General features: G+C 63.7%; 14 protein-coding genes. 6 read left to right on the top strand and 8 right to left on the bottom strand.

Annotated elements, in window-relative coordinates:
- Position 1: 1 nt before the first annotated feature.
- The 5 genes from OIT41_RS00890 to OIT41_RS00870 form a co-directional block, all read right to left on the bottom strand.
- Positions 2-3385, bottom strand: coding sequence for a SpaA isopeptide-forming pilin-related protein (locus OIT41_RS00890; protein WP_264637189.1), 3384 nt, complete (start codon positions 3383-3385; stop codon positions 2-4).
- 229 nt (positions 3386-3614) lie between these two features.
- Entirely contained in the window at positions 3615-6218 is a 2604-nt protein-coding gene (locus OIT41_RS00885) for a SpaH/EbpB family LPXTG-anchored major pilin (RefSeq protein ID WP_264637188.1), read from the bottom strand.
- A 107-nt stretch (positions 6219-6325) separates the two neighbouring features.
- Positions 6326-6682: a GNAT family N-acetyltransferase gene (locus OIT41_RS00880; protein ID WP_241707208.1), complete on the bottom strand. Its 357-nt coding sequence runs from the start codon at positions 6680-6682 to the stop codon at positions 6326-6328.
- Positions 6679-8025, bottom strand: coding sequence for an acyltransferase family protein (locus OIT41_RS00875; protein ID WP_264637187.1), 1347 nt, complete (start codon positions 8023-8025; stop codon positions 6679-6681). Before OIT41_RS00875 ends, OIT41_RS00880 begins: the two co-directional genes overlap by 4 nt.
- Before the next feature lie 144 nt (positions 8026-8169).
- On the bottom strand, positions 8170-8574 hold the full coding sequence (locus OIT41_RS00870; RefSeq protein ID WP_264637186.1) for a hypothetical protein: 405 nt from the start codon (positions 8572-8574) through the stop codon (positions 8170-8172).
- 386 nt (positions 8575-8960) lie between these two features.
- Between OIT41_RS00870 and OIT41_RS00865 the strand changes: the two genes are divergently transcribed.
- The gene (locus tag OIT41_RS00865; RefSeq protein ID WP_264637908.1) at positions 8961-11714 is read left to right on the top strand and encodes an aminotransferase class I/II-fold pyridoxal phosphate-dependent enzyme; all 2754 of its coding nucleotides are present in this window, start codon (positions 8961-8963) and stop codon (positions 11712-11714) included.
- 50 nt (positions 11715-11764) lie between these two features.
- Here the strand turns inward: OIT41_RS00865 and OIT41_RS00860 are convergent, their stop codons facing one another.
- The gene (locus OIT41_RS00860) at positions 11765-12157 is read right to left on the bottom strand and encodes a DUF1304 domain-containing protein (RefSeq protein WP_264637185.1); all 393 of its coding nucleotides are present in this window, start codon (positions 12155-12157) and stop codon (positions 11765-11767) included.
- Between the two features lie 62 nt (positions 12158-12219).
- Here OIT41_RS00860 and OIT41_RS00855 point away from each other — a divergent pair, with 62 nt between their 5' ends.
- Both OIT41_RS00855 and OIT41_RS00850 read left to right on the top strand, forming a co-directional pair.
- Positions 12220-13038: an alpha/beta fold hydrolase gene (locus tag OIT41_RS00855; protein WP_241707202.1), complete on the top strand. Its 819-nt coding sequence runs from the start codon at positions 12220-12222 to the stop codon at positions 13036-13038.
- Positions 13039-13066: 28 nt separating this feature from the next.
- On the top strand, positions 13067-13768 hold the full coding sequence (locus OIT41_RS00850) for a FadR/GntR family transcriptional regulator (protein ID WP_264637184.1): 702 nt from the start codon (positions 13067-13069) through the stop codon (positions 13766-13768).
- A gap of 87 nt (positions 13769-13855) precedes the next feature.
- On the opposite strand, the gene mmuM is transcribed toward OIT41_RS00850, so the two are convergent.
- Positions 13856-14836 (bottom strand): homocysteine S-methyltransferase, encoded by a 981-nt coding sequence (gene mmuM / locus OIT41_RS00845; protein WP_264637183.1) that lies wholly within the window; start codon positions 14834-14836, stop codon positions 13856-13858.
- 150 nt (positions 14837-14986) lie between these two features.
- Between mmuM and OIT41_RS00840 the strand changes: the two genes are divergently transcribed.
- Genes OIT41_RS00840 through OIT41_RS00830 form a run of 3 tightly spaced genes read left to right on the top strand, consistent with a single transcriptional unit; the run spans position 14987 to position 16984 of the window.
- On the top strand, positions 14987-15436 hold the full coding sequence (locus tag OIT41_RS00840; RefSeq protein ID WP_241707199.1) for a hypothetical protein: 450 nt from the start codon (positions 14987-14989) through the stop codon (positions 15434-15436).
- The gene (locus OIT41_RS00835) at positions 15433-16185 is read left to right on the top strand and encodes a cyclase family protein (protein WP_241707198.1); all 753 of its coding nucleotides are present in this window, start codon (positions 15433-15435) and stop codon (positions 16183-16185) included. The genes OIT41_RS00840 and OIT41_RS00835 overlap by 4 nt, the downstream gene beginning before the upstream one ends.
- A gap of 31 nt (positions 16186-16216) precedes the next feature.
- Entirely contained in the window at positions 16217-16984 is a 768-nt protein-coding gene (locus OIT41_RS00830) for an IclR family transcriptional regulator (protein WP_241707197.1), read from the top strand.
- A 9-nt stretch (positions 16985-16993) separates the two neighbouring features.
- Here OIT41_RS00830 and OIT41_RS00825 read toward each other — a convergent pair whose 3' ends face one another.
- Positions 16994-17773 carry an IclR family transcriptional regulator gene (locus OIT41_RS00825; RefSeq protein WP_264637182.1) on the bottom strand — a complete coding sequence of 260 codons (780 nt, stop codon included), beginning with the start codon at positions 17771-17773 and terminating at the stop codon, positions 16994-16996.
- Between the last annotated feature and the right edge of the window lie 18 nt (positions 17774-17791).

Genomic DNA, 17791 nt, shown 5'->3' with positions numbered 1-17791 from the left:
GCTAAGGAGTTTGGGTTTGTGGGGTCTTGTTCGCTCGCCTGAAGACGATGAGGGCGAGGGAAGTCATAAGGGCGAGGATCCCGAGAACCGTTCCGCCGAAGATGTCGGCAGTGCCTGGCCCACCGGCGAATGGAAGCTTGACGGACGCCATATCCAGAACGGTGATGGTCTGGTTGTTTGCTGTTACTGACGTTCCTGCGGTGGCCGGGTCCAAGGCGATGCTGCCGTTCGGCGCAATGGTGAACTTCACGGGGGTGGCCAGAAGCGAGTAGCCGTCCGGGGCTTTGGTTTCGAGCAGCCAGTAGGTCCCAGGAAGCAAATTTTTGACCTCGACCAGTCCGGGTGACCCGGATACTGGGCTGTTCACTCCGACGACGGTGGGGCCCATTTGCCCGGCGGCATCGTTGTGGATTTCAAAGGTCGAGCCGGTCAGCGGGACGGTGGAACCCTGGGTTGCCCCGGGTCCTGCCTTTTGCAGGAACAGGTGGCCAGTAGTGGGATTCGTGGTGAAACATGCAGGGTCAAGTGGCGCCGAGCCTCCGGTGACGCATCGTGCCGGAGGGACGATCCCGTTGCCGGTTGCCCCGTTCTTCACGATGACGAGCCATGCATTCGTGTTGACCGTCACCGAGTAGGTCAACACTGCCGTGCCGTTGCCGGGCAGAGTAAATGAAGGAGTCGCCAACGTGCTGCCGGTACCCGGATCCGGGACTGCGAGGGGTGTACTGCCATTGACGGTCAGGTTCGCGGACCCCGCGGTGAACGTGGCGTTGTTCAGTACCTGGCTCAGGTCATCGGTGAGGATGACACCTGTGATGGGGTTGGCGGTGGAGTTGGTGGCCGTCACCGCATACGTGATCACCCTGTTTGCGCTTGGATCGCCCGGGTTGATGGAGGTTCCGGAAGCAGGGGATGCTGTCTTGCCCAGGGTCCACACGCCCACGGGATTGACCGTGCAGGTGGCACTTCCAGCCGGGCAGCTCGTTGGCGGAGTGATGGTGGTTGATGGTGTCAGGTAGTTCTCGAGCGAAGCATCACCCAGATTGCCGGCGCTATTGACCTTCACCTGATACGTGACGACGCTCTTCGCGCCGGCAGCCACGGTGCCCGTGACGGCCAAGGTTTTCGGCGTTGCGCCCGAGTTGTTCGTGACAAGCAAGGGGGTCCCGCTCGTGGAGGTTGCGGCGATGGAGGTGGCCACGAAGCTCGAGGCGTCCAGAACGTCTCCGAGCCAGTCGGTGAAACTGACAGCGGCCGGGGCAGTACCGGTCGTGTTGTCGAAGGTCAGCGAGTAGCTCAGAACCTGCCCGGGCTGGACCATGGTGCCGGCCACGGGGTCCACGCTCTTGGAGGCCACTAGATTGGGGGTGAGGGCGTCGCAGGCGGAGTTGTCCGTCGTCGGACCTTGCTCCTGGCCAGGCGGCAAGGCAACGGAGTTGAACAGACCCGTCCCCGGGCCGGCGCACGCCGGCACTGGTGTGGTGTTCGTGTAGTGGAACGTCACCGCGAGGTTGAAGGTCTGCGTGACCCCTGGACCGATGGCAGAACCCGCCGGAGCCAGGGTGTAAGGGCCGGCGGTCGACGACGATCCACCAGCAGGAGCGCCGGTCCCGGTAGTCGTCCAAGCAGCACTCGTTGCAGCCAGGTTCGGGGCGAACGCCGGAGTGTCGGCCAGGGTGCCGTAGGTCCCGGCCACCGAGCCGGTGTTGGCCACGGTGACGGTGTAGTTGGCGACCAAGTCGCCGTTCGCATCCGGACCGGTGACCGTGCCGGGCTGCTTGGCTACGTTGATGATCGGCTGGGCGGTGTTTGACAAGGTGCAGGTAATGTTCGCCCCGGCCACCGGGGTGATGGCCAGCGAACCGCTGAACGCGGCACCGACGGGCAAACCAGGCTGAAGGCCGAACGAGTCCGTACAGGTAATGGAGCCGGCATAGTTTGCAAGGTTGGCCGTACCGGCGGCCGCTTCGGTCAGGGTATACACAGTTCCAGCCGTGGCCACGTAGGCGCCGGTGGTGCCGGTTCCCGCAGTTACTGACGATCCCGTACCTGTCGTGGTCGAGTTGGTGGGGTTGTTGACTACCGCGCCCGCCGCCCCGCCGGTGCGGATCTGCACGGTGAACTGGTCCGTTGCCGCCTGACGCGGCGCTCCGAGAGCCTTGGTGAGGGTGATCCGCGGAGCTCGGACGGTCAGCGTGGCGTTCGCGGGCGGGTTGAGGTTGGTCACGATGTTCGCGGGACCGTTGACATACGTCCCCTCGCCAGCTGCCGTCACATTGAACGTGATGGTGCAGGATGCCTGCCCTACGGCAAGATCACCGCCCGTGGCCGTGAAGGTGTTCGATCCGGCGACTCCCGTTTTGACGAATGCGGCACCGGCCACCTGGGCACACGTTCCGCCGATCGCGGGGTTAGGGGCGATCACGACGCCGGCGGGCAGCGTATCGGTGATGCTCCAGTCGTTCTTCGCCTTCAGGTCGCTGGTATTGGTCACCGTGAGCGTCACGGTGGAGGCCTGGCCGGGGGCAATGAGCGACGGACTGAACGACTTGTCCAACTGCGGGGTCACGTCGACGATCTGGGGCAGGTCGAACGCCACGTCGTTACCCGAGCCACTGGTCTGGGCGTTGTACAGAGACAGCCCGAGGTTCGCGGTCGTTCCGTTCGGAACCATGTACGCCGCTGACTGCAATTTGGTCACCTGGGTCGACCAGTCAGTGGAACTGGTGCATGGGTTCAGTCCGGAGCTCAGCACGATCGGAGTGCCGTTCACGAGAAGACTGAATGTCTCCTGCGGTTGACTGGCGCCGCCCTGGGCAGGACAGTTCACAGCCGCGAAATAGGCCGACACTGCGTAGTAGTGCCCGGCGATCGCGGGAATGGTCTTCACTGTGCGGAATTCCGTGCCGGCTGTGATGGAACCGCTCAAGGCATTCGTGTACTCCGTCAGAGCCTGATTCGTTTGTGCTTGCGCCGGGCTCTGCCCCTGCGCCACGCCGAGTGCTTGGGCCATGCTCCGTAGCGAGGGCCACGTGGTGCCGAGGTTGCGCTGGCAACCAGCGTCTGAGGCCGGAGGGTTGGGCGTGGTCCAACTCATGATCCAGCCGTTGCACTGGTTTCCAGCCGGCGTCCATTGCGGGTCCGCCGTGTACGTCGAGAACGCGGCTGCCGCACCGCCGGTGTAGTTCAGGATGTTGATGGCAGCCGCCGAAGCATCCTGATTGCTGAAGTCCTCGGTGTAGACCGGCGTACCAGCCTGTGGCACTCCCGGGGTTCCGGGCGTCGTCGCATATGCGGGTGAAGGCACGGTGCCGCCTAAGCCAAGGCCGACAATCGTTGCGGTGAGGACAATTGCCAGTAGCTTGGCTGGAAGGGACTGCTTCATAGGCTTTTCTTGCATCACTTTCGGGAGCGGGCACACAGGTGGTCTCTAGCCATCAAGTACGCGCTTCCCGCGATTCGTGTCGCAGAAAACAGATTCAAATTTTTGAATGAAGGAGGGAGAAACGGCCACCCACTGAAACAGTGGGAGCAATTTTCAGATCGTGACGCGGAAACGGGAACAAATTTTCGGAACGTGTCATCGGCGGGTCACGTTCCGGGCGGACCGTCGCCTATTTCGCTTCGGTTGGCCTCCGGCGCCCGGTGGCCATGAACAGGGCTGCGCCAGCCAGCACAAGGATCCCGCCCGCGGTCAGTCCCCAGGTTCCCGTGCCCGTGAGCGGCAGCTGGAATCCGGCATTCTGCTTGACATTGCCGATCGTCACCGTGACAGCGGAGGGGTCGTCGCTGATCACAGCGGTCTCGACCGGCTCGGTGAGCAGCGCGTACCCGGACGGGGCCTTGGTCTCGACCAGCCAGTACGACTGGTAGCCCGGCTGACCTGGGCTGACGGCCTTTCCGTTCGCCCTGTTGGAGTAGCGCAGGCCGGAGATCACCAGGTTCCCGCTGGCATCGGTGGTCCAGGAACTGGCACCTCCGACGCTGATCGCGTTCGTACCCGCCAGGGCGTCGGCCCGGCTCGGGTACACCGAGAACACCGCACCGGACAGGGCAGCCGAACTCTGGGAATCCTTCTTGTGCAGGACGATGTCGCCCCACTTCGTCACCGCGACCGGAGGCGTGACCACCGGACCTCCGGGCTGGCCCGGAGTGATGGTGAAGCTGGCCGCATTGGGATACAGGAGGGCGGTGTTCGTGATCTCACCGACCGTGTTCACGGCGGTGTTCACCGTGACCAGGACCTTCGCCGCCGGATTCTCAGCCAGGACCGCCCGGCCACGGGCGGTGAAATCGACCGTGAGGGTGTTCGAGGCCGCATCGAACACGATCCTGTAGTCCGTGTTCAACACCAACGCCGCGCTGTTCGAAAGCGCCACCGTCGAGTTCGTGTAGCTCAACTTCGGATCCAGCTTGTCCACGACCCGGTACCCATCAATCGGGCTGACATTGGGAATATCGGAGGTGATGGTCCACTGCACGTTGTCACCGAGCTTGACCACGGACGCATCGCTCACGGTCTTCGTGGCTGTCGTCACCGCGTTCTTCGGATAGACGTTAACGTCATACAACCAGCCCGTCCCGCCCGCCGGATCCGTCATGGGAAGGGTCACCAGGAACGGGGCCGAAGGAGTGACACCGGCAGGATAGCCGGTCTCCGTCACCAGATACAAGCCCAAAGGAAGATTCCCCAGAGTCGCGGTTCCCGCGGCGCCGGTCGTGACCGACGAACCCGGCCCAGCCTGCGCCGCGGCCTGGGCCGGCGTCAAGGCAGCCGCGGCAGTCCAGCCCGCGTTGGTCGTCAGGTCAATGTTGTTCACCTTCTGCACTGTGAACGTCACCCCCGCCATCGGGGTCAGTCCCTCCAGCTGGGCGGCGGTCAGTGCCGTTCCGTCATTCGGCAGCTTGCTCGGAGTCGCCGGCTTCTCAAACTTATGGATCGTCAACGAGCCCATCCGCGAAACGGGGTTCGTGATGCCGGTCCCGGAATCAACCACCCTGGCCGTCTCGTGCGGCACGGGAACTGCTTCGGGAGCCATTGGCGCGGGCGCTGCGGGTTGCAGTTCGGCAACGGCCGGCGGGTCCGACGTCGGCACCGGGCTTGGCGGGGGTGCCGTCGGGGCGCGTTCCGGCGCGGACTGCTGGGCTGACGGCGGCGCGATGCTCGGGACTTCGGCTTCAGCGATGGGCGCCGGGCCGGTTTGTCCAAGCCACATGAGGATGCCTGCAATCGCGAGGCCCCCGAGGACCAGCGCGGCGACCGCAATCTTCCAGAATCCCCCCACCGAGCGCAGTCCGGCTGCGGCCGGTTCCGACTGTCCCGGAAGGAACGGCTCCGAAAGAAAAGGCTCCGGAAGAACCCCGCCGGGAAAAAGCGACTCCAGCAGCGCGGTTCCGGGGAGGAATCCGGCGGTCACCGCCGGCGTGAAGACCACTCCGACCACCAAGGGGAAGACAAGAGCCCTCATGCCCGCCTGGACATCGTTGAGTTCGACGAGCACAGCCGTGCACTTCGAACACTCATCCAAATGCGCCTTGACTTTTTCGTACGACGCACGTTTCAGGCCACCGCGTGCGTACTTTCCAAGCTGGCTCGAAAATTCAACGCATGAGTCGTCGCTGACCACCGTGATGTGGTTTTGCAAGTAGGCCTGCCGGAGCCCTTCACGCGCCCGGATCACGAGCGAGGAGACGCCGTTGGGGCTCAACCCGATGAATGGTGCGGCTGCCGCAGGTTTCAGGCCCTCGATGTCCACATGCCAGAGGACGGCCTGCCAGCGTTCCGGAAGCGATTTGAACGCCTTCGCCATGGTGCTGGACTCGAAGGCGTCCAATACGGTGTCCGCATCGACGGAAACCGTATCCAAGACGTCGACGTCGCCCACGATCTGGGTACGCCTGGCCTTCCGGTTCCGGTCGTAGGCAATTCGCCGGACGGCGGTCAGAAGATAGGAACGGAAGAACTGGTCAGGTCCTTTGCCCTCGATGAGGGCTTGGAAAATCGAAGCGAACGCCTCGGCCACTACGTCGTCGGCGTCACTGACATTGTCCGTCTGGGCGCGGGCAACAAACTGGGCCGCTGCCACATGTCGCCGGAACAGTACATCGAATGCGGAAGCGTCGCCTTCACGCACCATGGCCATGATTTGAGGGTCGCTGTGCCCGACAGCCAACGACGCGTCCCCGCCATTCGAACCGTCTTCTGAAACTTGCCCCATAGCAATCCAGTGTGACAGCCGAAATTGCATGTGACTTGAATCTTACGAAGGCCCGCCACAAGCAGCGATAGTTCCAGCACTCCGCCCTAGGTCGCTAGGCGGGCCCGCTACTCGTTGTCCGCTTCCCCTACGGGCGGTTCCGGCGGCCAATCGACGTCGAGCTCGTAACCCTCGTGCTTGCGCAGATAGGCGGCAATGAACGGGCAATGCGGGATGATCCGCTTGCCGGAGGCGACGACGTCGTCCAAGGCAAAGTGCGCGAGGACCTTGGCCAACCCGCGGCCTTTGAACTGCGGGCGCGTTTCGGTGTGGAGGAAATCAATGTGGCCGGGTTTGTCCATGAACTGTGAGATCACGGCTACTTCACCGTCAACCAGAAGCTCGTAACGGTGGAATTTGTCATTCCTGACCGTTGTCACGCCCGGGCTGAACGACTCTTCGGTTGAATCCGTGAACTCAGTCATGAGTCGAGATTCGCACGTAAACCGGGCTCTGGCAATGGCACCGCAGGCCCGTCGGGAACCGCCGCAGCAAGGACGCCGGCCGGCACCCGTCCCAGCAACAACACTCCCAGCGCGAAGCACGCGGCTCCCCCGCCGAGGAGGGTCAGCGTGAGTCCGTTGAAGGCGGCGTCCACCACCGGGATGAAGACCACGACGGCGGCAGTCACCACCGCGACGTGCGTCCTGCCGCGCGCGTGGATGGCCGCCGTCGGGCGCTCTTCGAGCCTGCCGCACAGGAGCAGGACCGGAAGCAAAAGCAGGAGGACGCCGAGCAGGACCAGCGGGCGGGCCCACCACCATTCGGCGGTACCGGCCGCCGGCTTGGGGAAGTCCGTGAGGAGAAGCAGCCCGGACATGGCCGCGAGTAGCGGCAAATGCCACAGATAGACCGTCATGGACCGCCGGCCCGCCACCGCCACTACCCATCGGATCCAGCGCACGCCGGCCGCCCAGTCAAGTCCGGGGCGCAGCAATTGCAGGGTTGCTGCCTGGGACAGGCCGAGTAGAAGCATGCAGAAGTTCGGCGGGTTGAGGTCGACGATCATGTTTCCGGAGTAGACCCCGATTCCGGTCACGAGCCCCAGCAGCAGGTTGCTGCCGACGATCAACCCGACGAACCAGCCCCGGCTGCGTCCGGCGAAGATGCCGTCGGCAATGAAGAAACCGAATTGCTGGACCGCGCACCACACAAAGAGCATGTTGACGAAGGCGAGCATCGGAAACGCCCCGCGCAGCGAGTCCAGGGTGATCACGGCCGCCACGAGCCCGCCGAGGGTCAACCACGGGGAATGTCCATGCAGCCGGGCCAGGACCGGAACGCTCAATTGCGTAGCGAGGTACGCGGCCAGGAACCACAAGGGCATGCCCGCGCCGGTCGCGATGAGCTGGACTACCTCCGGGTCGACGCCGAGGAGCCTCGCGGCCCACAGCCCGACGAACATTGAGGCCAGCAGCGCGGTTGCCGGACGGATGAGGCGCAAGAGCCGCAATTGCGCGTATTCGATGCCGGAGCCGCCGCGCGAGCGTAACCGCCGCCAAGACTCCAGTCCCGTGATGCCGCCGAGGACGAAGAACAGCGGCATCACTTGGAACACCCACAGGACGGGTTCGAACCAGTGCTGTTCCATGAGCGTGTTTTCGGTGGTGACGGTGCCGTCGGGGTGCAGGACCGGGCTGACCATCATGCAGTGCGAGAGCACCACCAGGATGAGGCAGAAGAACCGGGCGAGATCGATCACGGGATCACGTGGGCGGCCAAATGCGGCCATGCCCGCCGACGTCTTTTGTTGCCCCGAGAATCCCATCGCGCTCCCTCGTGAACTGCTGAGATCATTGTCCGCCCGCTCGACGGCGGGAACCAGAGCGTGCGAGGGTGTGAATTCGTGGGTGCGGCCCGGGGGGCTGCGTGCCGGTACGCAGCTGTGGAGCCGCACCCACGATCACGGCGTTTAGCGAAGCAGCCGTCCCCGCTGCCGCGGATCGGTCGCCGCGGCGCAGGCCGCCAGTGCCAGGCCGAAAGCGCCGTCCAGAACCGCACGATCCGCGGAGGCCGATGAGCCGTGGGCAGCAAACTCGGCGGTGTGGTGGGCGGCCCCGTGGACGTCGTAGCCGAGCAGCGGATGGATGCTTGGGACCAGTTGCGAGACGTTGCCCATGTCTGTTGAAGCCACTGGTTCTTCGTTGAACGCAACAGCCCTCCCCCGGGAGGACATCGCTTCCCGGTAGGCCGCGGAAAGGTACCGGTCCTGCCTGAGCTCAGCGTAGGCATTGCCCGTGGGCGTGACCTTGAGTGTGCTCCCGCTGGCAAGGGCGCCCGGCAAGCCGTTGTCCGCAACTACAAACGCCTCGGGCACGTGTTGGACGAGTCCGGACGCAGCCGCAGTGTGGTCCCGTTGCCGCTGTGGCGTGAAGGATAGCTGCCCGCCCCGTTCCCAAACCCTCGCTCACGTATAGCGGGCATTTCCCAAACCCTCGCTCACCAGTGATGGGAAGTGCCGCTCCCATCTGGACACCCAGACGGCAACCCGGACAATTGCCGTGCGCCGGGACGGCTCGCGGCGTTTAGTAGAGAGTGCTATCAATCCATGACAAAGGAGTCATCGTGGCACGCGCCGATTTCGCGACAGTGCAGTCAGCCCCAATTCCGCCCGCTCCAGCCGCACTCCCCGGCGGCGCCTCGCTTGGCATCGCCTTGGCGGCAAGGCCAAACGCCGACGTCGATTCAGGGTCCGGCGGCGAAGTGCCCAGCAGCGCGTGGCGGGTGCGCGCCGACGCCTGGGAATTCCTTGGGTATGCCGTCAAACAGCTGGCCGCCGCCACGTCGCGTTCCGGGGGCGCGGGCCGGACGCGCGAACTGCCGCGGGACGTCCGAAGGTTGTTGCCGCTGCTTGAATCCCTCGAAATGTATTGGGCATCTCCGGGGCAGCAATATGTCATGGAATTGCGGCGAATCCTGGAGGCTGGAGAATACCTCGAGGCGCTGAACCTCATCGAACCGGTCGCGCGACGCGTCGCCGGCCACAACCACCACGCCCAGGAACCCGCACAGGACCCCGAACGCGAAACGGAACGGGTGGAAGAACCCTCCGAATCGCGCAAGCGGTTCGAGGTCCTCGTAATCGACGACGTCTCAAACGCCGATCGTGAAGCCCTTCAAACGGAACTGCATAGCCAGCGCCGCCCCGCAGACGCCTTCAATTACGAGCTCGTGTTCGTGCCGAGCTTCGAGGACGCCATCGTGGCTATCCTGCTCAACCCCGACATCCAGGCGTGCGTGCTGCGTCCGGGATTCGTCCCCAACAGCAGGCAGCGCTTCAGCCGGGACGTGCGCAGCTTCCTGGACCGGCTCATGGGGAAGTCGCTCCCCCAGCGTCCCTTGGACCGCATCTTGAGCTTGGCGGACAAGCTGGGCCAACTCCGCCCCGAACTTGATCTCTACCTCGTGGCGGGAGTCGGAATCGAAGAACTCGCCGGTTCCTTGACCCGCCAATTCCGTCGGATCTTCCGCCGCCAGGATGGGCTGGAGCTCCACTTGTCCTTGCTCGCCGGCATCGCTGAGCGATATGAGGCGCCGTTCTTCCACGCGGTCCAGCAGTACAGCCGTAAACCCGCGGGCGTTTTCCATGCCCTGCCGGTGTCCAGGGGCGGATCGGTCATCCATTCCAAGTGGATCAACGATCTTGGCGAGTTCTATGGCCTGAACCTGCTCCTCGCCGAAACCTCGACCACGTCCGGCGGGCTCGATTCGTTGTTGGATCCGCATGGTTCCCTCAAGCAGGCCCAGAAGCTGGCGGCCCGGGCATTCGGTGCCCAGAAGTCGCTCTTTGTCACCAACGGAACATCCACTGCCAACAAGATCGTGCACCAATCGATCCTGGCACCCGGCGATGTTGTGCTGGTGGACCGGAACTGCCACAAATCGCACCACTACGCCCTCATGCTGGCCGGCGCGCAGGTCTCCTATTTGGACGCCTACCCCTTGAATGATTTCTCCTTCTATGGCGCGGTTCCCTTGGAAAGCATCAAGCGGATGCTCCTGGATTACCGCCGGGCAGGGCGGCTCCACGAGGTCAAGATGATTGCCCTCACCAACTGCACGTTCGACGGCATTGTGTACGACGTCGAACGGGTGATGGAAGAGTGCCTCGCCATCAAGCCGGACCTGGTGTTCCTGTGGGACGAGGCCTGGTTCGCGTTCGCGGGCTTCCACCACATCTACCGCCGCCGTACGGCCATGGCTTCGGCCCGGGCGCTCGAGGCGAAGTTCGCGGATCCGGCCTACGCCCGGCGCCGCGCCGAGCAGTTGCGCGCGCTTGCGGCGGCGGGCGGGGCGGCCAACTCCGGTTACGACGGCGGCGGCGAGCCCGACGACGGCGGGCCGCGTTCCGGCGTCGGGCCCGTCAACGATGAGCTGCTCCTGGAGACGAGGCTGCTGGCCGATCCGGCAAGGGCCCGTGTGAGGGTCTACTCAACGCAGTCCACCCACAAGACCCTGACCTCGCTCCGGCAGGGATCCATGATCCACATCCATGACCAGGACTTCGGCCAGTTGAACGAGGAGAGCTTCCGGGAGGCGTACATGACGCACACCTCCACTTCGCCCAACTACCAGATCCTGGCTTCCTTGGACATGGGACGGAGGCAGGTCGAGTTCGAAGGCTACGAGCTCGTGCAGCGGCAGGCGGATCTCGCCGTTAGCATCGCCCAGGCCGTAGCGAGGCATCCCTTGCTGAAGAAGTACTTCCGCGTCCTCGGCACCAAGGACCTCATACCGGCGCAGTACCGCGAAACCAACCGGCAAATGCCGCTCCGCGACGGGCTGGCGGCCATGTCCGAAGCTTGGGATCGCGACGAATTCGTTGTTGATCCGAGCCGTTTGACCCTGCACATCGGCCTCACCGGCGTGGACGGCGATACCTTCAAGCATGACTACCTGATGGACAAATATGGGATCCAGGTCAACAAAACCTCAAGGAACAGCGTGCTTTTCATGACCAACATCGGCACCTCGCGGAGTGCCGTTGCTTACCTCGTCGAGGTCCTGGTCAAGCTGGCCGAAACCTTCGAAGACGAGCAATCCGGCCTGAGCGGCTTGGGGCAGCGGGCCCGCCGTGCGCGTGTCGCGGCTCTGACCAGCACGCCGCCGCCATTGCCGGACTTCAGCCGCTTCGCGGAACGGTTCCGGGTAGATGCGCAGACGCCGGACGGCAACATGCGTGCGGCCTACTTCGAGAGCTACAAGGCCGGATCCTGCGAATACTTCAGCGCGGCCGAACTTGCGCGGAGGGTCGCCGCGGGAGAGGAAATGGTCTCAGCGTCCTTCGTCACTCCCTACCCGCCAGGCTTCCCTGTCTTGGTTCCCGGGCAGGTGATCACGGAGGAGATCCTGGCCTTCATGTCGGCGTTGGACACCCGGGAGATCCATGGATTCAATCCGGAACTTGGCTTCAGGGTGTTGACGGGTGAGCTAGCGTCACGCCAAAAGCCTGCATAAGTGAGCGAGCGACGGGATTGGAAGGCGCATACGTGAGCGAGCGTCCGGGTTCAGCCGAGCGCCACGGCCAGGATGCCGAGCACGACGGCGAGTAGCGGCGTCGTGCCCTGAAGAACCGCGGGGCGGAGGTACTTTTTGCCGCTCAAGGCGAGCACGATTGCCGCCAGCAGCATGGAGCCGCATGACGAGAAGACGAGGGTCCAGCCCACTTGCGGATGACCTAGTGCCACAAAGGCGATCCCGGCGAGCGCCCCGATGGCGAGGAAGAGGTTGTAGAAACCCTGGTTGTACGCGAGGGGCTTGGTGGTTTCGGCGTCCGACTGGGAAGCGACGCTGAAGCGCTTCCACGTGGCCGGACGGGTCCACGTGATGGACTCCATGCTGAAGATGTAGACGTGCAACAAGCCGGCAATGAGGGCGAAAATCAGGGAGGCCACGATCATGTGCTGATCGTAGCCTCCCTGCATCGCTTCGAGCTGCCAGCGGGCCTCACTATGCTTGGCGCATGCTTCAAGAGCCTCCCGCCGTCGCGGCATTAAATGTGGACATGCGCCTTCCAGCGGCCGTCGCCAGCATGGATTTTCGGCCCGAGCCTCCCATTCTCTTGCTGCACGGTTGGGCCTCGACATCCGCCTATTGGGAGCCACTCGCCACCGAATTGCTCGACGCCGGGCGGACCGTATGGACCGTCGATTTGCCCGGGTATCACTGCGGGGATGTATTGCCTCAGGGGTTCAAGTGGACCTTGGAATCGGCAGCCGATGCCGTGGCTGCAGTTGCCGCCCGGAACTCATCGCCGGTGCACATTGTTGGCCACTCAATGGGCGGAAGCGTGGCGCTGACACTGGCCGCGCGGCACCCGGGGCTTGTGGCCAGCGTGGCCTTGATCGGCATGGTTCCGGCCCCGCCGAACGAAGGCTTCAAATCGATGCTCGAATCCCAGCTACGGCAAGGTTTCATCGACGACGCGACGCGCATCAAGTGCATGAAGGCCTGGTTTGGCGCGTTGCCCCCGGAGGAGCATCGCTTGCTGAGTCAAGGATTTGAACTGCCTTTCGAAGTCCTTGGCCCGAGCGGCCTAGCGGCGATGGCCGGCGTGGCCGCAGATGTCCCCGCAAAGGTGACTGCGCCGACGCTGGTGATTGCCGGCGTCGGGGACCGCTTGCGTTCGCTGGACCAAGCGGAAGCTTTCGTGGCGGCCAGTCCGCTACGGAGGCTCGTGGCAATCCCCGAGGCCGGACATAGCGTGCATTGGGAGCAACCGCGCGCTTGCGCCCTGGCGCTCCGCGCGTTTTGGAACGAAAGCCGGCAACCGCCAGCGTAAGATGTCGGACATCTAAGAACGGAGCACCATGGCACGCAAGTCGCTGGTCGGCATCGTCGCCGACGAGCTGCTGGACCGCATCGTCGCGGGCGAATTTCCGCCGGGCACGGTGGTTCCCGGCGAACTCGAGCTGAGCGCCAAGCACGAAGTCAGCCGGATGACCGTCCGCGAGGCCATGAAGACCCTCGAGGCCCAGCGAATCCTGAGCGTGGAGCGCGGCCGGGGAACGTTCGTCAACCCGCTCAACCGCTGGGCGTCCCTTGAAGCCGTGCTGCGTGCGGCTTCGGAAGGAAAGAACGACGCCGCAGCGGCCGTCCAGCTGATCGAGCTGCGCCGCATGCTTGAGACCGGCGCCTGCGAACTCGCAGCGTCACGGGTCTCCCCCGAAGAAATCGAGCAGCTGCAGGTTCTCGTGTCCGCGATGCAGGAGGCCCACGATTCCAACGACCTGAGCGCGTTCGTCGAGGCGGATCTCGGGTTCCACGATGTCATCCTTCACGCCTCGGGCAACGTCTTCGTGGCCGTACTCTTCGAACCCCTGCACCGCGTCCTGGAAACCCGGCGCACCCAGACCGCGCAAATCCCCGATATCCAAGGGCGCGCGATCGGACATCACCGGGCCATCCTGAAAGCCCTCGAAGCCGGAGACGCACCCCGAGCCCGCGAGGCCATGGACGCACACATGCAGCAGACCCTCGACGACCTCAAGACCTACGTCCTGGAGGCTTAGGCCGGCGCTCCCTTCAGACGCCCGCTTACATATACGGGCCATCTCCCGAACGCCCGCTCACATATACGGGCCAACTGCGAGCGGGCATCACTGCAGAGTTCCTCGGTCCCGGTTTTGCGCGGACAGCTCGGCGACGGCGGCAATATCGCGCGGCGTCGTCCTGCAGCACCCGCCAATGAGCCGAGCACCGAGCGCTTGCCAGGCGGCGACATTTTCCGCAAGGCTCGAATGCCGCTTGCCGTCCGCGCCGTTCTCAGCCGCACCAGGCGCCCAAGTCTTGGTAACTGCGTCGTAGCTTTCTCCCGAATTCGGATACGCGATCAGCGGGATTGGGGTGACTTTGCTCAAGGCCTCGAGTGATGGGGAGACCAATTCCAACGGCACGCAATTCACCCCGATGGCAACTACGCGCGGCTGCGAGGAACAAAGCGTGGCCACCTCGGACAGTGGCGTGCCGTCGCTTATGTGCTCCCCGTCCCGGAGCGTGAACGAAAACCAGGACTCGACGTCGAATTCTTCCACGAGTGCCAACAGTGCCTCTGCCTCCGCGAAGGAAGGCAACGTCTCAATTGCGAGCAAGGCCGCTCCGGCCTCCACCAGCGCAGCGATCCGAGGCCTGTGAAACTCCATGAACTCGCCCCGGCCGAGGATGTAGTCACCGCGGTATTCCGATCCGTCGGCGAGGTAGGCGCCATAAGGGCCCACGGAGCCGGCAATCAGCAGGGGAACCGCATCCGAGTTTTCGTCCAGGTGCTCACGCCGCGCTTCGTCGGCCAACCGCACGCTCAAGGCCACCAAACCCAAGGCTTCTGCCTCACCAATCCCCCGCTGGACAAATCCTTGGGGCGTGGCCTGATAGCTCGCAGTGATGGCGATCGTGGCCCCCGCGTCGAAGTAGTCGCGGTGAATCTGTTTGATCAAGTGCGGCTCTTCCAGAAGGACTCTTGCCGACCACAGAGGGTCTTGCAAATCGCAGCCGCGCGCCTCAAGTTCAGTGGCGAGTGCACCATCCAGCGTCAGGTGTGAACCGGCGTCGAGCATGCGAGACAGCGTAGTACTAGCGGACATGTTTCAGGTCTCCAAAGCAGTTCGGTCTCACTCTTGCTTGTGAAGAGTGTGTGTTCGTAATACGCATTTACTAATGCTTGTAATGATCATCACTCTATGTCACCATGGCAGTCAAGCAATCTGCGAGATCCGCAAGGAAGAGGCATTCCCGTGAACATTGAGATGAAATCAGTACGTAAGTTGCGCGTACATTGGCCCGTTACGTCCGAGACCTTCTCGCGGCTCGCTGCGGGCGAAGCCGAGGCGTTTAGGGATGACCAGGGCATCGCGGCGCTGCTCCGGGCTTTGACCGAATCCGGGGACCTGGGGGACTTCGGGAAGTACCGGCACGTCTTTGAGTCCGGCTTGGGTTTCGAAGGGTTTACCGTGACCGAGCACGCCAATCCCACGCTGGGCAAGGTGGGCCAGCAGACAATTTCGCCGACCTTCGTTTTCACGACGTATTTCGACGCAGCGCTGGACGACGCCGCGGTGGACCGGTTCACCCGTCGCATTATGGAAATCCACCCTTGGGAAGTTCCGGTCATCGAATTGTCCGGGCCCATCAGTGTCTCCAGCACCGCGCTTGCGGCAGCCTTCGGGACCGCGGCCGCGTCATGATCGAATCCACCTCCGCTGGTCTTTGGGACGGCCTGGGGCCCTTGCTTGCCGGACGATCATTTACCGACCTGACGCACGCGTTCCATCCAGGCCAACCGCACTTTCCTGCCTTCCCCGACGAGACACGGGAAGCCTTGTTCGACCTGGAAAAAGGCGACGGTTTCACAGCCCACCGCTACTCGATCGTCGGGCAATGGGGGACGCACGTTGATCCGCCCTCGCACTTCATCCGCGGCGGTCGGACCTTGGACCAAGTTCCCGTAGAGGACATGCTCCTTCCACTGGTCATCCTGGACATCGCCGAACGGGTCAAGGTCAACGCCGATGCCACCCCCACGCTGGAGGACATCCAAGCGTGGGAAAACCGAAACGGCGACATCCCCAAGGGCTGCTTTGTAGCATTGCGGACAGGTTGGAGCCAGCACTGGCCCGACGTGGCGGCCATGACGAACAAAGACAGCGACGGCGTCAGCCACACCCCGGGTTGGTCGCAGGAGGTGCTCACTTTTCTGATTGAACGGCGATCGGTTGCTGCCGTTGGTCACGAACAGACGGATACGGATCCGGGACTAGCTACCTCCCGCCACGATTTCAGCTTGGAGACCTACGTTCTCGCGCAGGACCGGTGGCAGATCGAGCTCCTGGCGAACTTGGACGGACTTCCCGAAAAGGGCGCCGCCCTCATTGCCACCTGGCCGAAACCTCTGGGGGGTAGCGGTTTTCCTGCAAGGGTCTTTGCCATCCATTAAGACGGACGCGCCCGCCGCTAGAATCGGATCCATGTCCAAGACATCCAGCATGGGCCGGGGAATCATGGCCCTCCTTGCAGTCGGCTCCCGCACCAAAGAAGGCCTTCCGGGCGGAACAGTCGCCGACGTGGCAGCCGATCTAGGCAAAGACCGCAGCCAGGTTTCGCGTAGCCTTCGGGGTGCGCAGCAAGAAGGCTTTCTGGAACGCACGGAACAGCGGTCGTACACCCTGGACTGGTCGCTCTTTACCGACGCCCAGCTATTGACCGAACGGCGGCTGCAGACCGACGGCGCCACGGCGCTAGAAGGCCTGGCGGCCGAGACGGATGAAGGCTGCTTCCTTGGAGTGCTCAACGGGGACAGTACGGTCACCGTCGGCGAGCGGGTCCCGGACGGTAGCGATCTGGTGGGTTCGTGGCTGGGCCGGCCGTACCCCGCTTACTGCAGTGATGCTGGCCAGGCACTGCTATGGCAGGCGTCAGATTCCGAGGTTCGGACCATCTTGGCGGATGTGGCATTCGTTGGCCATGGACCCAACACGCCTGTTGACATCGAGGACTTCCTGACCCGCCTGCATGCGGCTAGGCGGCGCGGGTATTCCATCGTTGATGAGGAGGCCGAGCCGGGCTTGTATTCCTTGGCCGTTCCGGTCCGGGACTTCAAAGGCGAAGTGGTTGCTGCGCTGCAGGTCGTGGGTCCCAAGGCACGCTTGGAGCCAAGAAGGGAGGCCAGCGCAGCAGCCCTGGTGTCCTGGGGAAGGTGGCTTGAGTCAGCCCTGGGTCACTCCTCGTCGCAGTAGCAAGGCCGGCTAGGACCGGTCCGCTGAACTGAGGTGACTGGTCCCGAGCCGATTTGCGGCCTCCATCAGAACGTTGGCGATTTTCCCTGCCCTGGGCTCGATCTCTGGCCGGCCGCCCAGGACACTAAGCGACGCGAGTATAGTTCCCTCGGGGTTGCGGACGGGAACGGCCAACTCGTAGACGCCGTGCTCGAACTCTTCCGCCGCCAGAATGCAGCCGCGGGCTCTGTCTCGGTCCATCAATTCGCAAACTTCCCCAGGCGAGTGGGCCGCGCCGGGGCCGCCGACTCCGATGAAGTTCACGTCCTTGAGCAGTTCTTGGAGGGCGGCCTGGTTGTGGTCCCACAAGAGTGCTCGGCCGGATCCGGTGCACCACGTAGGCGTCACCATCCCAGGTTTCACAAAGCTTCCGGGGAGAGCGTCATTGCTGGACGCGCGCAGGAGGGTTACCCGGAAGCCGCTCCGGACAGAAACCCTTGATCGGAGGCCGAACGAGGCGACCAAAGCCTCCAACTCGGTTCTTGATTCGCGAATCCACCCAGTATTGAGCGAAGCCGCGAGGGAGAAGAACCGTTGGCCCGTCCTGAACGGACCCCGTTCGACCCGTTCCAGAAGTCCCAGATCACATAATTCCTGAGTCAGGCGCGATACGCGACTTTGTTCCATGTCCAGCTCGGATGCGAGCTGGGAAACGCCGAGAAGCCGCCTGCCCCACTTCTCCCGATCCGCGACCAGCCGCACAATCCGGAGTCCTTGTGCCATGGACGACGCTTCCGAAGAAGTATCCATTCTCAATTCTCCTTCCGC

The organism is Arthrobacter sp. YA7-1, assembly GCF_025960325.1.
GTDB classification, from domain to species: domain Bacteria; phylum Actinomycetota; class Actinomycetes; order Actinomycetales; family Micrococcaceae; genus Arthrobacter; species Arthrobacter bambusae_A.
This window is presented reverse-complemented; position numbering and strand designations above follow the sequence as displayed.

What these genes read in the sequence shown, in the direction of transcription:
- OIT41_RS00850 (WP_264637184.1), top strand. Translation starts at nt 13,067, where the DNA reads ATGGCACGCAAGTCGCTGGTCGGCATCGTCGCCGACGAGCTGCTGGAC.
- OIT41_RS00860 (WP_264637185.1), bottom strand. Translation starts at nt 12,157, where the DNA reads ATGATCGTGGCCTCCCTGATTTTCGCCCTCATTGCCGGCTTGTTGCAC.
- OIT41_RS00890 (WP_264637189.1), bottom strand. Translation starts at nt 3,385, where the DNA reads ATGAAGCAGTCCCTTCCAGCCAAGCTACTGGCAATTGTCCTCACCGCA.
- OIT41_RS00885 (WP_264637188.1), bottom strand. Translation starts at nt 6,218, where the DNA reads ATGGGGCAAGTTTCAGAAGACGGTTCGAATGGCGGGGACGCGTCGTTG.
- OIT41_RS00835 (WP_241707198.1), top strand. Translation starts at nt 15,433, where the DNA reads ATGATCGAATCCACCTCCGCTGGTCTTTGGGACGGCCTGGGGCCCTTG.
- OIT41_RS00830 (WP_241707197.1), top strand. Translation starts at nt 16,217, where the DNA reads ATGTCCAAGACATCCAGCATGGGCCGGGGAATCATGGCCCTCCTTGCA.
- OIT41_RS00875 (WP_264637187.1), bottom strand. Translation starts at nt 8,025, where the DNA reads ATGGGATTCTCGGGGCAACAAAAGACGTCGGCGGGCATGGCCGCATTT.
- OIT41_RS00825 (WP_264637182.1), bottom strand. Translation starts at nt 17,773, where the DNA reads ATGGATACTTCTTCGGAAGCGTCGTCCATGGCACAAGGACTCCGGATT.
- OIT41_RS00880 (WP_241707208.1), bottom strand. Translation starts at nt 6,682, where the DNA reads ATGACTGAGTTCACGGATTCAACCGAAGAGTCGTTCAGCCCGGGCGTG.
- OIT41_RS00855 (WP_241707202.1), top strand. Translation starts at nt 12,220, where the DNA reads ATGCTTCAAGAGCCTCCCGCCGTCGCGGCATTAAATGTGGACATGCGC.
- mmuM (WP_264637183.1), bottom strand. Translation starts at nt 14,836, where the DNA reads ATGTCCGCTAGTACTACGCTGTCTCGCATGCTCGACGCCGGTTCACAC.